This is a genomic window from Curtobacterium sp. MCBD17_034, assembly GCF_003234515.1.
Taxonomy (GTDB): domain Bacteria; phylum Actinomycetota; class Actinomycetes; order Actinomycetales; family Microbacteriaceae; genus Curtobacterium.
In genome coordinates this window covers 79345-94028 of the sequence record NZ_QKTN01000002.1, presented here as the reverse complement: position 1 = coordinate 94028, position 14684 = coordinate 79345, and the positions used below count along the sequence as shown (strand labels likewise).

General features: G+C 71.6%; 10 protein-coding genes. 4 read left to right on the top strand and 6 right to left on the bottom strand.

The annotated features are described in order from the left end of the window. Nucleotides 1-47: 47 nt before the first annotated feature. Together DEI92_RS04250 and dxs are read left to right on the top strand one after the other, a co-directional pair. Nucleotides 48-2885, top strand: a complete 2838-nt coding sequence (locus DEI92_RS04250; protein ID WP_111008807.1) for an aconitate hydratase — start codon at nucleotides 48-50, stop codon at nucleotides 2883-2885. A gap of 155 nt (nucleotides 2886-3040) precedes the next feature. Next, nucleotides 3041-4990 (top strand): 1-deoxy-D-xylulose-5-phosphate synthase, encoded by a 1950-nt coding sequence (gene dxs, locus DEI92_RS04245; RefSeq protein ID WP_111012498.1) that lies wholly within the window; start codon nucleotides 3041-3043, stop codon nucleotides 4988-4990. A 105-nt stretch (nucleotides 4991-5095) separates the two neighbouring features. Here the strand turns inward: dxs and DEI92_RS04240 are convergent, their stop codons facing one another. The 6 genes from DEI92_RS04240 to DEI92_RS04215 form a co-directional block, all read right to left on the bottom strand. Further along, nucleotides 5096-7264 (bottom strand): 3-hydroxyacyl-CoA dehydrogenase NAD-binding domain-containing protein, encoded by a 2169-nt coding sequence (locus DEI92_RS04240; RefSeq protein ID WP_111012497.1) that lies wholly within the window; start codon nucleotides 7262-7264, stop codon nucleotides 5096-5098. Between the two features lies 1 nt (nucleotide 7265). Beyond that, nucleotides 7266-8477, bottom strand: a complete 1212-nt coding sequence (locus tag DEI92_RS04235) for a thiolase family protein (protein WP_111008810.1) — start codon at nucleotides 8475-8477, stop codon at nucleotides 7266-7268. A gap of 77 nt (nucleotides 8478-8554) precedes the next feature. Continuing rightward, nucleotides 8555-9823: an HRDC domain-containing protein gene (locus DEI92_RS04230; RefSeq protein WP_375342530.1), complete on the bottom strand. Its 1269-nt coding sequence runs from the start codon at nucleotides 9821-9823 to the stop codon at nucleotides 8555-8557. Then, complete coding sequence (locus DEI92_RS04225) at nucleotides 9816-10412, bottom strand: DUF3000 domain-containing protein (protein ID WP_146243985.1); 597 nt, start codon at nucleotides 10410-10412, stop codon at nucleotides 9816-9818. Before DEI92_RS04225 ends, DEI92_RS04230 begins: the two co-directional genes overlap by 8 nt. Before the next feature lie 174 nt (nucleotides 10413-10586). Further along, on the bottom strand, nucleotides 10587-11021 hold the full coding sequence (locus DEI92_RS04220; RefSeq protein ID WP_111008812.1) for a SufE family protein: 435 nt from the start codon (nucleotides 11019-11021) through the stop codon (nucleotides 10587-10589). Further along, on the bottom strand, nucleotides 11018-11941 hold the full coding sequence (locus tag DEI92_RS04215; protein WP_111012495.1) for a sulfurtransferase: 924 nt from the start codon (nucleotides 11939-11941) through the stop codon (nucleotides 11018-11020). Before DEI92_RS04215 ends, DEI92_RS04220 begins: the two co-directional genes overlap by 4 nt. Before the next feature lie 172 nt (nucleotides 11942-12113). Here DEI92_RS04215 and zapE point away from each other — a divergent pair, with 172 nt between their 5' ends. Continuing rightward, entirely contained in the window at nucleotides 12114-13142 is a 1029-nt protein-coding gene (gene zapE, locus DEI92_RS04210; protein ID WP_111008814.1) for a cell division protein ZapE, read from the top strand. Nucleotides 13143-13385: 243 nt separating this feature from the next. Further along, complete coding sequence (locus tag DEI92_RS04205; protein WP_111012494.1) at nucleotides 13386-14660, top strand: ammonium transporter; 1275 nt, start codon at nucleotides 13386-13388, stop codon at nucleotides 14658-14660. Nucleotides 14661-14684: the final 24 nt, after the last annotated feature.

Below are 14684 nucleotides of genomic sequence, written 5' to 3'. Positions count from 1 at the left end.
CTCGGGCCCGCGACGGAGCGGGCCCGACCAGCAAGGGAGGCGGCACGATGGCTGCGTTGAACAGCTTCGGTTCGAAGGACGTCCTCACGGTCGGGGGTGTCGACCACGCGTTCCACCGCATCGACACCGTGCCCGGACACGAGCGACTCCCGTACAGCCTGAAGGTCCTGCTCGAGAACCTGCTCCGCACCGAGGACGGCGCGAACGTCACCGAGGCGCAGATCCGCGCGCTCGGCTCCTGGGTGCCGACCGCGGAACCCGACACCGAGATCCAGTTCACGCCCGCGCGCGTGGTGATGCAGGACTTCACCGGCGTGCCGTGCATCGTCGACCTGGCCACCATGCGTGAGGCGATGGCGGAGATCGGTGGGGACCCGACGAAGATCAACCCCCTCGCGCCGGCCGAGCTCGTCATCGACCACTCGGTGATCGCCGACCTCTTCGGGCGTGCTGACGCGCTGAAGGTCAACACGGACATCGAGTACGAGCGGAACGGCGAGCGGTACCAGTTCCTCCGCTGGGGGCAGACCGCGTTCGAGGACTTCAAGGTCGTCCCGCCGGGCACCGGCATCGTCCACCAGGTGAACATCGAGTACCTCGCCCGTGTCACCTACACGCGCGAGATCGACGGCGAGCTGACGGCCTACCCGGACACCCTCGTCGGCACCGACTCGCACACCACGATGGTGAACGGGCTCGGCGTCCTCGGGTGGGGCGTCGGCGGCATCGAGGCCGAGGCGGCGATGCTCGGTCAGCCGGTGTCGATGCTCATCCCGAAGGTCGTCGGGTTCAAGCTGTCCGGTGCGATCCCGGCCGGCGTCACCGCGACCGACGTCGTCCTGACGATCACCCAGATGCTCCGGAAGCACGGCGTGGTCGGCAAGTTCGTCGAGTTCTACGGCGAGGGCGTCGCCCAGGTGCCGCTCGCGAACCGCGCGACGATCGGCAACATGAGCCCCGAGTTCGGGTCGACCGCCGCGATCTTCCCGGTCGACGACGTCACGCTCGAGTACCTGCGCCTCACCGGGCGCGAGGAGTCGCAGATCGCCCTCGTCGAGGCCTACTCCAAGGCGCAGGGCCTCTGGCACGACCCCTCGGTGGAGCCGGCGTACTCCGAGTACCTCGAGCTCGACCTCTCGACGGTCGTGCCGTCGATCTCCGGACCGAAGCGCCCCCAGGACCGGATCGAGCTCTCGGTCGCCAAGGACCAGTTCGAGGTCGACCTGGCGAACTACGCCACGACGACGCCGTCGGAAGAGGACAAGGCCGTCGCCGACTCGTTCCCCGCGTCGGACCCGGTGGCCGCCGCGCCCGGCGACGAGCACGCCGTCCAGGACGACGCGGACGCCCAGCCGTCGGAGGTCCCGCTCCACGCCGCCAGCGCGCCGAACACGGCGTCGAAGCCGGTCCGGGTGGCGCTCGACGGCGGCGACGCGTTCACGATCGACCACGGCGCGGTCGCCATCGCCGCGATCACGTCGTGCACGAACACGTCGAACCCGTCGGTGATGCTCGCGGCCGGGCTCCTCGCCCGGAACGCCGCGAAGAAGGGCCTGAAGTCGAAGCCGTGGGTCAAGACCACGCTCGCGCCCGGATCGAAGGTCGTCACGGACTACTACGAGAAGGCCGGGCTCACCGGGTACCTCGAGGACCTCGGGTTCTACACGGTCGGCTACGGCTGCACCACGTGCATCGGCAACTCCGGCCCGCTGCCCGACGAGATCTCGCAGGCGGTGCAGGACAACGACCTCGCCGTGACCGCGGTGCTCTCCGGCAACCGGAACTTCGAGGGGCGCATCAACCCCGACGTCAAGATGAACTACCTGGCGTCACCGCCCCTCGTGATCGCGTACGCGCTGGCCGGGTCCATGCACTTCGACTTCGACGCGGACGCGCTCGGCACCGACCAGTCGGGGGAGCCGGTGTACCTCAAGGACATCTGGCCCGACGCGGCCGAGGTGCAGGAGGTCATCGACCACTCGATCGACACCGGGATGTTCACGCACGAGTACGCCTCGGTGTTCGAGGGCGACGACCGCTGGAAGTCCCTGCCGACGCCGACCGGTGACACGTTCGAGTGGGACGCCGAGTCGACCTACGTCCGGAAGCCCCCGTACTTCGAGGGCCTGACGATCGAGACCACCCCCGTGTCGGACATCAGCGGCGCCCGGGTGCTCGCGAAGCTCGGCGACTCCGTCACGACCGACCACATCTCGCCCGCCGGGTCCATCAAGGCGGACAGCCCCGCCGGGCACTACCTGGCCGAGCACGGGGTGGACCGGAAGGACTTCAACTCGTACGGGTCGCGGCGCGGCAACCACGAGGTGATGATCCGCGGGACGTTCGCGAACATCCGCCTCAAGAACCTGCTGCTGGACGGCGTCGAGGGCGGGTACACGCGGGACTTCACGACACCGGAGGGTGCACAGGCGTTCATCTACGACGCGTCGCAGCACTACCAGGCGCAGGGTGTCCCGCTCGTGATCCTCGGCGGCAAGGAGTACGGATCCGGGTCCTCCCGCGACTGGGCGGCGAAGGGCACGAACCTGCTCGGCGTCCGCGCGGTGATCGCGGAGAGCTTCGAGCGCATCCACCGCTCGAACCTCATCGGCATGGGTGTCGTGCCGCTGCAGTTCCCGGCGGGCGAGACCGCGGACTCGCTCGGACTCGACGGCACCGAGGTCGTGTCGATCTCGGGGCTCGAGCAGCTCAACGACGGGACGACCCCGCGCACCGTGCACGTCACCGCGACGCCGAGTGAGCACTCGCCCGCGGGTGCCCAGCCCGTCGAGTTCGACGCGGTGGTGCGCATCGACACCCCCGGCGAGGCCGACTACTACCGCAACGGCGGCATCCTGCAGTACGTGCTCCGCTCGCTCGTCTAGGTGACCGGTGGACGGACGGGAGGGAGGGTGCGACTGGCACCGTCCCTCCCGTCCGTCCAGGTCACCATCTGCGCGACGAGCCCCGCGCCGCCCGCAACCAGACCGTTCTGCGGTGGCGCGAATACACTGAGCGTTCGCCCACGAAAGGAGCGTCCGTGAGCCTGTTGTCCGGCATCCGGTCGCCACGCGACCTGAAGCGTCTGTCCGACACCCAGATGGTCGAGCTCGCAGCGGAGATCCGCACGTTCCTCGTGGCCGAGGTGGCGAAGACGGGCGGGCACCTCGGGCCGAACCTCGGCGTGGTGGAACTCACCCTCGCCATGCACCGGGTGTTCGACTCCCCGCACGACCCCATGGTGTTCGACACCGGGCACCAGTCGTACGTCCACAAGCTCATCACGGGGCGACAGGACTTCAGCGGCCTGCGGACACAGGGCGGTCTCGCCGGGTACCCGCAGCGATCCGAGTCCGAGCACGACATCGTCGAGTCCTCGCACGCGTCGTCGTCGCTGTCGTGGGCGGACGGCATCTCGCGGGGGTTCCAGCTCACCGGGCAGAGCGATCGCACCGTCGTGGCCGTGGTCGGTGACGGCGCGCTCACCGGCGGCATGACGTGGGAGGCCCTCAACAACATCTCGGACGACAACGACCGCCGTCTCGTCATCGTCGTCAACGACAACGGCCGCTCCTACGCGCCGACGATCGGCGGCATGGCGCGGTTCCTCAACCAGGTGCGGACGCGGCGTGAGTACCGCGAGATGTACGAGCGCACCCAACGCTTCGCGAGCCACTTCGGGCATCCCGGACGTGCCGTGTACCGGGGACTCCGGGGCGGCATGCACGGGTTCCTGTCGCGGTTCACGAACAACGAGGCGCTGTACTCGAACCTCGACATCAAGTACATCGGACCGGTCGACGGCCACGACGAGCGCGCGCTCGAAGCCGCGTTCCGGCAGGCGAAGGACTACGGGACGCCGGTCATCGTGCACGCGATCACCGAGAAGGGGCACGGCTTCGAGCCCGCGCTCCGTGACGTCGCCGACCAGTTCCACGCCGTCGGGCACATCGACCCCGAGACGGGCGAGTCGCTCGAGAGCGCGAGCGCCGGACCCGCCTGGACGGACGTGTTCGCGGAGGCACTCGCGCAGGCCGGCGATGACGACGAGCGCATCGTCGCGATCACCGCGGCGATGCTCCGGCCGACGGGACTGCACCGGTTCCAGGAGCGGCACCCGGAGCGTGTGTACGACGTGGGGATCGCCGAGCAGCACGCCGTCACCACGGCAGCGGGGCTCGCGTTCGGCGGACTGCACCCGGTCGTGGCGCTCTACGCGACGTTCGTGAACCGCGCGTTCGACCAGGTCCTCATGGACGTCGCCCTGCACCGCGCCGGCGTGACCTTCGTGCTCGACCGCGCCGGCGTCACCGGTCCGGACGGGCCGAGCCACCACGGCATGTGGGACCTCGCGATCCTGCAGGTCGTCCCGGGCATCCGCATCGCTGCGCCCCGTGACGCCAGCACCCTCCGCGAGGAGTTCCGCGAGGCCGTCGCCGTCGACGACGCCCCGACGGTCGTGCGGTTCCCGAAGGGCGCGGTCGGGCCGGACATCCCCGCGGTGCACCGCCTCGCGGACGGCGTGGACGTGCTCCGGTCGGCGTCGGACTCGTCGGACGCCGAGGACGTCCTCATCGTCGCGGTCGGGGCGATGGCACCGATCGCGCTCGACGTCGCCGCGCTCCTCGAAGCGCAGGGCATCGGCGCCACGGTGGTCGACCCGCGATGGGTCGTGCCCATCGCGACCTCGCTCGTCGACCTCGCGCGCGACCACCGGCTCGTCATCACGCTCGAGGACGGCGTCCGCGTCGGGGGCATCGGGACGCGCCTGCGGCAGGACCTCCGCGCGGCCGGGGTCGACACCGCGGTGAACGAGCTCGGGCTGCCCGACGCGTTCATCGACCACGCGTCGCGGTCCCAGATCCTCGAGCAGGTCGGACTGTCGGCACAGGCGATCGCGCGGGACGTGATCGACCAGGTCGTGGGCACGAAGCTGCCGAAGGCGAAGCCCGCCCCCGCTCGCCAGTCGTCGGGCTCGGCGCAGCGCTGACGGCGGCGGGGTCCCCGACCGCCGTCGCACCGCCGGGTGCCGGTCGCACCGGGGCATCCCGGTGTTCGAACGGGATGCCCCGGTGCGACGCGGCCGGAGCGGCGCTCAGCGGGAGGCCGGACCCACGATCCGCGGGTCGTGGAACGTGCCGCCGAACACCCGCTCGGACGCGCCGACCCGGTCGAGGTACGGGCTGATGCCGCCCGAGTGGAACGGGTACCCGGCACCGAGGATCAGCCCGAGGTCGATGTCCTCGACGGCGGAGACGACGCCCTCGTCGAGCATGCGGTGGAGCTCGTCCGCGAGGCCGTCCTCGAAGCGTCGCTGGATCTCGGCCGCGGACGACGGTGTCGCGTCCTTCTTCGCGGGCGCGACGAGTTCCACCGCCGCCCGGTCGTACCCGGTCACGGCGCCCTTCTTGTCGCGCGTCGTGATGGCACCGTGCTCGGCCAGCCGCCGGAGTCCGTCGCCCGGCCAGTAGCGGTCGGGGAACGCCTGGTGGTGGGAGTCGAGCACGTGGGCGCCGACGGGCAGACCGACGAGTTCGAGCAGCTCGAACGGCGACATCGGGAGGCCGAGCGGCGCGGCGCCCTCGGCCACGACCTCGAACGGGGTGCCCTGCTCGACGCCGCGCATCGCCTCGCCGAGGACCCGGGCGAGCACACGGTTCACGACGAAGCCGGGGGCGTCCGCCGTGATGATCGCGGTCTTCTTCAGCGTCCGCGCGACGGCGAGTGCGGTCGAGACGGCCTCGTCCGACGTCCGCGGTGCGCGGACCACCTCGACGAGCGGCATGACCGCGACGGGGTTGAAGAAGTGGAAGCCGACGAGGCGGTCCGGGTGCTCGAGCGCGTCGGCCATGGCCTCGACCGAGAGCGACGACGTGTTCGTGGCGAGGATCGCGTCCGGGGCGACGATCTGCTCGACCCGGCGGAGGACGTCCTGTTTGACGCCGAGTTCCTCGAACACGGCCTCGATGACCCAGTCCGCGTCGGCGAACGGCTCGAGGGACACCGTGCCGGAGACGAGGCCCACGATCCGGTTGGCGTCGTCGGGCGAGATCCGTCCCTTGCCGAGCAGCGCGTCGACCTCGCTGCGGATCCGGGCCACCCCGGCATCGACGCGGCCCTGGTCGAGGTCGGTGATGACCACGGGCACACCGAGACGGCGGGCGAACAACAGCGCGAACTGCGACGCCATGAGTCCGGCACCGAGCACGCCGACCTTCGTGATCGTCCGCGGAGCGGCCTCGGGTGCGCCGACCGGACGCTTGGCGCGCTTCTGCACGAGGTCGAACGCGTACATCGACGCGGCGAACTGGTCGCCGCTGATGAGGTCCGCGAGGGCGTCGTCCTCGGCCGCGAACCGGTCGTCGAGGCTGCCGGAACGGGCGGCGGCGACGAGGTCGAGAGCGACCCGGGGCGAGCGCGGCACGGTGCCGATCCGGCCCGTGACCTGCCCTCGGGCGACCTTGACGACCGTGCCCCAGGTGGCCTTGGCGAGGGTGCCCGGCTCGTTCGGGCGCTGCACCGTCACCCGACCGGACAGCACGCCGTCGGCCCAGCGCAGCGCATCGGTGAGGAACATCGCCGAGGGCACGAGCGCATCGCCGATGCCGAGTTCGACGGCGGTGGGCCCGTCCATGAGCCGGTTGTTCTTCAGCGGGTTCTCCACGATGACGCGGAGCGCGCGCTCGGGCCCGATGAGCCGCGGGAGCAGCGTCGCGCCGCCCCAGCCGGGGATGATCCCGAGGAACACCTCGGGCAGCCCGATGCCCTGCGCCGCGGACGAGAACACGCGGTAGGTGCAGTGCAGCGCGACCTCGAGTCCGCCGCCGAGGGCCATCCCGTTGACGAAGGCGAACGACGGCACGCCGAGGTCGCCGAGGCGCCGGAGGGTGTCGTGTCCGAGCCGGGCGAGCGCGTGCGCGGTCTCGCGGTCCGGCACGCGGGAGGCCTGGGAGAGGTCGGCGCCGGCGGCGAGGCAGTACTGCTTGCCCGTGATGGCCGCGGCGCGGATCGTGCCGGCGGCGGCGTCCGCGCGCACCTGGTCGAGCGCCTCGCCGAGCGCCCGGAGCGACCGCGGGCCGAGCGTGTTGGGGCGTTTGTGGTCCTTGCCGTTGTCGAGCGTGATGAGCGCCAGACGGCCTCCGGAGGGCAACGCCACGTGCTTGACGTGGGCGTTCGTGACGACCTCGTCGGCCGCGAGCGCCTCGAGTCGGTCGAGCACGGCCTGGTCCGGTGCCGCGGTGGCGTTCGTGCCGGTTGTGGTCATGTCAGGCCGCCTTCCGTGCCGCGCTGCGCGAGAAGCCCGGGTTCTCCCAGACCACCGTGCCGCCCTGCCCGAGTCCGATGCACATCGTCGTGATCCCGTACCGGACCTCGGGGTGCTCGGCGAACTGGGCGGCGAGCTGGGTCATGAGCCGGACACCGCTCGACGCGAGGGGGTGGCCGACCGCGATGGCCCCGCCCCACGGGTTCACCTTCTCGCTGTCCTCCGGGATGCCGTAGTTGTCGAGGAACGCCAGGACCTGCACGGCGAACGCCTCGTTGATCTCGAACAGCCCGATGTCGTCGATCGACAGCCCGGCCTTCCGGAGCGCCTTGTCCGTCGCCGGGACGGGTCCGACGCCCATGACCTCGGGGTCGACGCCGGCGAACGCGAACGACACCATGCGCATCTTCGTCGGGAGTCCGTGCTGCTTCGCGCCGTCCTCCGAGGCGAGGAGGCTCATGGTGGCGCCGTCATTGAGGCCGGCGGCGTTGCCGGCGGTGACCCGTCCGTGGGGCCGGAACGGTGTCCCCAGCGCGGCCAGGGCCTCCAGGGTGGTGCCGGGCCGCGGCGGTTCGTCGCGGTCGACGACGTCCCAGCCCGATCCGGTCGCGACCGCGACGGGGACGAGGTCCGGCTGGAGCTTCCCGGCCTCCCACGCCGCCTGGTACCGCTGCTGGGAGCGGACGGCGTAGGCGTCGGTGCGGTCCTTCGTGATCGCGGGGAACCGGTCGTGCAGTCGTTCCGCGGTGTTGCCCATGACGAGTGCGTCGCCCGCGACCATGCGCTCGGCGAGGAACCGGGGGTTCGGGTCGACCCCGAAACCCATCGGGTGCCGACCCATGTGCTCGACCCCGCCGGCGATCGCGACGTCAGCGGCGCCGAACGCGATCGCCCCGGCCAGGGTCGTCACGCTCGTCATCGCGCCGGCGCACATCCGGTCGATCGCGTAGCCGGGAACCGACTTCGGGAGGCCCGCGAGCATGCCGACCGTGCGGCCGAGCGTCAGTCCCTGGTCGCCCTGCTGGGTCGTCGCGGCGACCGCGACGTCGTCCACGGCGGCGCCGTCCAGCGACGGGTTCCGGTCGAGCAGGCCACGCATCGCGTGCGTCGCGAGGTCGTCCGCCCGGGTGTTCCAGAACACCCCCTTCTCGCCGGCGCGTCCGAACGGGGTCCGGACACCGTCCACGAAGACGACGTCTGATGCCTTGGTCACATGAGCCTCCTGATCTTCCTCGATCATCGCCGACGCTATGCCGGGCGCGACCCCGGAGCGAGTCGGTTGGCCGGTTCCTACGAGGCGGACTCGCCGCCCGGCTCGTCGGCCTGTCCGGCTGCCACAAACGCGGCGGCGATGCGGTCCGCGGTCTCCTCGATCTGCCACGGACGGGCGTCGAGCGCGGCCAGGGCGTCGGCGACGGTCTCGGGCGTCACGGGCGAGGGGGGCTCCCACGCGAGCGTCCGGAGGGTGTCCGGAGTGAGCAGGTTCTCGACCGGGAGCGCGAGCTCCTCGGCGCGCGCCACGACCGCCGGTCGCGCCGCCTTGTACCGGCGATCGGCCGCGGGATTGCGGTCCAACCACGCACGCGGCGGCGGGAGGGACGGCTCACCCGTTCCACGCACCGAGGGGAGGTCCGTGGTCGCCCGGCCCTCCTCGACGGCGGCCCACCACCGGTCGAGTTCGCTGCGGCTCGCGCGTCCGGAGAACGTCTTGACGGCACCCAGCTCGCGCTTCGACGACGGGTTGGCGGCCGCGGCGGCGATGATCGCAGAGTCCGGGATCGTGCGCCCGGGCGCGACGTCCGCCGCCTGGGCGTAGGCGTCACGCGCCTGCCAGAGCGCCCGTGCGATCGCGAGGGACCGCTGTCCGCGGAGCGTGTGCAGCCCCGAGAGCCGGCGCCAGGGCTCCGCGCGCGGGGGCTTCGGCACGCGCGTCAGGACCGCCGCGAACTCCTGTTCGGCGATGTGGGCCTTGCCGGACCGTTCGAGGCGCTCGGCCATCTCGTCGCGGAGGTCGACGAGGAGCTCGACGTCGAGGGCCGCGTACACGAGCCACGCCTGGGGGAGCGGACGTGTGGACCAGTCGGCGGCGGAGTGCTCCTTGGCGAGATGGATCCCGAGGAGCTCCTCGACGACCGCGCCGAGGCCGACGCGGCTGAGCCCCGCGAGCCGCGCTCCGAGCTCGGTGTCGAAGATGCGCCGCGGCACGAGCCCGACCTCGCGGAGGCACGGCAGGTCCTGGCTCGCGGCGTGGAACACCCACTCCTCGTCCCCGATGACCGCCTGGAGGGCGGCGAACGCGTCGGCGTCCTCGGCCCTGATCGCGATCGGATCGAGCAGGAACACCCCGGCACCGCGGCGGTAGACCTGGATCAGGTAGGCGCGCTGGGAGTACCGGTAGCCGCTCGCGCGCTCGGCGTCGACCGCGACCGGACCGTGACCGGCGGCGATGTGCGCGACGGCCTGCCGGTACGCCGCGAGGTCCTCGATGACGCGGACGGTCGCGTGGGAGTCCTCGACGCCGGGGTCCGTTCCGTCGGGCGTCGTGCGCTGGTCAGTCACGGGCGAGCCGCCTCGGGGCGAGGAGGGTGACGCCGTCCGACGACGGTGGGAGTCCGGCGAGCATCGCGACGATGTCCTCCCAGGCCCGCACGTGCGCCGTGAGGTCGTCATCGGTGGGGCTCCACGAGGCACGGAGCTCGAGCTGGGCGCCGTCGCCCTGGGCGCTCAGCTCGCCGTAGCCGCGCGAGATGATCTTGGTCGCCGTGCCGGAGGCGTGGTCGTACGCGGCACCGTGCGCCGCGAGGGCGTCGACGAGCCAGCTCCACGTGACGTCGGCGACGAACTCGTCCACCCCGATCTCGGGCTCGAGGGGCGCCTGGGCGAACGTGACGACGCGGAACGGGCCGTACCAGCCCTCGGGCTCCGCCGGGTCGTACATGGCGATGAACCGACCGGTGCCGAGGTCGGAGTCGACCCCGTGAGCGATCCCCGAGACGTCGGCGGCCAGCGCGAGGGAGTGCGGCGCCACCCGGCTCGGCGACGGGATCTCGGTCACGGTCGTCTCCGACCGGGTCGAGCCCTGGGCCACGAACGCCCGCAGGCGCGCGAACGCCTCGGGTTCCGCGGTCGGTGCAGGGGTATCGGACACCTCTGCAGACTAGGCTCCGGAGCCGGGACCGGGAGGGGCGGCACGCCGTCCGTCGGTCTGCTCGGCAGAGAGGACGCGTGCGATGACCGGAACGGCGTCGTCGGCGCGCCTCGCGAGGAGTGTCCTCACGGTCGGTCTCGGCGTCGGCACGGTCTCCCTCGGACGCACCGTGACCTACGCGGCGACGGCCGCCCGGACCTGCCGCTGCACCCGGCCGAGCATGCCGACCATGCCGCGGATCCGCAGCGGGCTCACGGCCTCGCTGAGTCCGAGCGTCAGCGGGTAGTCCGCCGGCACCGCCAGGACCTCGTCCGAGGTCAGTCCGCTGAGTCCCTGCGCGAGGATCGACGCGAAGCCGCGGGTGGTCGGGGCCTCGCGCGGAGCCGTGGCGTGCATCGTGACCACGCCGTCGTCGACCGTGACGAAGATGAACACGGGGGACTGGCACTCCTCGACGCGCTCGAGCAGGTCCGGGTGCTCGGCGTACTCCTGCGGCAGCGCCGGGAGTTCGTCCGAGAACTCGAGCAGCAGCTGCAGGCGGTCCTGGAGCCCCAGCGCGAGGAAGTCGTCGCGGATCGTGGCGAGCGACGCGGGCAGCGTGTCGGTCATCGGGTCCGTCCCGCCGGGATGTCGCCCGGCTCGGTGCCCGTCGCGATCGGCACGCGCACCGCGCTGCCCCACTCGGTCCACGAGCCGTCGTAGTTCTTGACGTCCTGGATCCCGAGCAGGTGCGTGAGCACGAACCAGGTGTGGCTCGACCGCTCGCCGATGCGGCAGTAGGCGATCACGGCGTCGTCGTCGCCGATGCCCGCACCGTCGCGGTACACGGCGTCCAGCTCGGCTCGAGGACGGAACGTGCCGTCCGGCGCCGCCGCGGTCGCCCACGGGATGTTCGTGGCGGTCGGGATGTGGCCGGCGCGCAGCGCGCCCTCCTCCGGGTAGTCCGGCGCCGTGGTGCGCTCACCCGAGTACTCGGCGGGGCTCCGGACATCGATCAGGGGCTCGCCGAGGTGCGCGAGGACGTCCTCCTTGAAGGCGCGGACGGCGCTGTCCCGCCGCTCGACCACGGGGTACTCGACCGGCGTCACCTCGGTCCGGTCCGTCGTCATGGGGCGACCCTCGGCCACCCACTTCGCCCGCCCGCCGTCGAGCAGACGGACGTCCTCGTGCCCGAAGAGGGTGAAGACCCACAACGCGTACGCGGCCCACCAGTTGTTCTTGTCACCGTGGATGACGACCGTCGTGTCGCGCGCGATCCCCTTGCCGCCGACCAGGCGCGCGAACGCCTCGCCGTCGATGTAGTCGCGCTGCACCGGGTCGTTCAGGTCGGTGTGCCAGTCGATCTTGACGCTGCCGGGGATGTGGCCGGTCTCGTACAGGAGCACGTCCTCGTCGGACTCGACGACGACGAGGTCGTGCTGACCGGGTTCCGCGGCCGTCAGCCGTTCGGCGAGCCACGCGGTCGACACGAGTCGCTCGGGGTGGGCGTACGCGGCGAACTGCTCGGACGGGTCGACCGGGGCGGTCATGGGTACCTCCTGGGCCCCTCGGGGCCGGTTCGGATCGTGCGGGTGGACATCGGACGCGGATAGCATCGACGGGCGGCGCCCGGACAACGCTACGCGTCCGCACCGTCCGTGGTCGATCAACGTGACGACGGGTGACGCTGTTCCCGATCCCTCGACGGAAGGTCCGCCCAGCATGCCGAACGACGCCGTCGGGACCCTGCCGCGTCTGGCGGACCGGGACCCCGTCGTCACGCCGGAGCAGATGGCCGCGGCGCTCGTCCCGCCGCCGCAGTTCGCCGACGCGTCGTTCGCCTCGTACCGACCCGACCCCGACTTCCCGTCGCAGGCCGAGGTCCGCGACGCCGTCGAGCGGTTCGTCGCCGACCGGCCCGTGTCCGCCCGCCGCGGACTGTTCGGCCGTCGGCGTCCCGCACCCGAGCCGACGACGTCGGGCGTGTACCTCGACGGCGGCTTCGGTGTCGGCAAGACCCACCTGCTTGCGGCGGCGTACCACGCGGAGACCGGCCGCCGGACGTTCGGGACGTTCATCGAGTACACGGCACTCGTCGGTGCGCTCGGGTTCCAGGGCACCGTGGACCTGCTCACGGGCACGGCGCTCGTGTGCATCGACGAGTTCGAGCTCGACGACCCGGGCGACACCATGATGATGACCCGGCTGATCCGGGAACTCGCCGAGCGCGGTACCCGCATCGCGGCGACGTCGAACACCCCGCCCGGGGCCCTGGGCGAGGGCCGGTTCGCGGCGCAGGACTTCCTCCGGGAGATCCAGGCGATGGCGGACCGGTTCACCACGCTCCGCATCGACGGGCTCGACTTCCGCCGCCGCTCCATCGACGAGACCGCCGCGACCGTCGACGACGTCGCCGCGGTCCTCCGCGCCCTGCCGGGAGGCCAGGCGCGCGTCACCGAGGACCGGTTCGCCGACCTCGTCGCGCACCTCGGGACGGTGCACCCCTCGCGGTACGTCGCGATGGTCGAGGGGCTCGACGCGGCCGGCCTCGTCGACGTCGTGCCGTTCACCGACCAGACCGACGCGCTCCGGTGGGTCGCGCTCGTGGACCGCCTGTACGACGCCCAGGTGCGGCTCGTGGCGTCCGGCACTCCGCTCGACCAGGTGTTCCCGGAGTCCATGCTCTCGGGTGGGTACCGCAAGAAGTACCTCCGTGCCGCGTCGCGCGTGGTCGCGCTGACGCGCGCCTGAACGCCGCTCCGGCGCGTCGGCTGCGCGTCGGCACCTGTTCGGGGGAGGTCCTCGGCTGCTGTCGAGCGCCGCGCCAGCCTGCCGAAACACAACGTTCACACGGCGGCGCGTCGTGTTACATCCGTGAAACACGCCGTGCTCCGGAGTGAAACCTCTCGTCGCCACACTGGTCCCACCCGAGGCGGGCCCGTCAGACGCGGACAGCGCCGCCGACGCGGTCCACAGCAACAGAGAGGTGAACAGATGCTCAACCAAGGTCAAACGGCCTTCATCTTGATCATGGCGGCGCTGGTGTTGTTCATGACGCCGGGCCTCGCGTTCTTCTACGGCGGCCTGGTCAAGGCGAAGAGCGTCATCAGCATGATGATGATGTCCTTCGGCGCGATCGGTCTCGTGAGCGTCCTGTGGGTGCTGTACGGCTACGCGATCTCGTTCGCGAACACCGGCCCCGGCACCCACGTCGTCGGCAAGGTCGGGTTCTTCAGCATCGACCTCAACCAGCTCGGTCTCGGCCAGGCGTTCGAGCAGTCGCAGGCGTCGACGCTCCACGCCACGTACCCCGACCTCGCGTTCGTCGGGTTCCAGGCCACGTTCGCGATCATCACGGTCGCGCTCATCTCCGGCGCCATCGCCGACCGCGCCAAGTTCGGCGCGTGGATGATCTTCTCCGGCATCTGGGTGACCCTCGTCTACTTCCCGGTCGCCAGCTGGGTGTTCAACCTCAAGTCCGGCATGTTCGCCACGTGGGGTGTCATCGACTTCGCCGGTGGCACGGCGGTCCACATCGACGCCGGTGCCGCGGGCCTCGCCCTCGCGATCGTGCTCGGCCGCCGCGTCGGGTTCGCCAAGGGCGCCCACAAGCCGCACAACCCCCCGTTCGTCCTGCTCGGCGCCGGGATCCTCTGGTTCGGCTGGTTCGGGTTCAACGCCGGGTCCGAGGGCGCCGCGGACGGCATCGCCTCGCTCGCGTGGATCAACACGCTCGCCGCACCCGCCGCCGCCGTGCTCGGCTGGCTCATGATCGAGAAGATCCGCGACGGCAAGGCCACCTCGGTCGGCGCGGCGTCGGGCGCCGTCACCGGTCTCGTCGCGATCACGCCCGCCTGTGCCGCGCTGACGCCCGGCTGGGGCGTCGTCCTCGGGTTCGTCTCGGGCATCATCTGCTGCTTCGCGATCGACTGGAAGTACCGCCTCGGTTTCGACGACTCACTCGACGTCGTCGGCGTCCACCTGGTCGGCGGCATCGTCGGCACGCTGTGGCTCGGGTTCTTCGCGAACACCACCGGCCTCATCTACTCCGGCTCGTTCGTGCAGCTCGGCAAGCAGGCCACCGCGGCCGGCGTCGTGCTCGTCTACTCGTTCGTCCTCGCCTTCGTGATCGGCTGGATCGTCGAGAAGACCATCGGGTTCCGCGTCCGCGCCGAGGACGAGGTCGCCGGCATCGACACCGCCGTCCACGGCGAGGAGGGCTACGTGCTCTACGAGGAGGCCGACCGCACCCCGGTCTCCGTCCGCTGACCCACGCGACACGCACGACGCCCC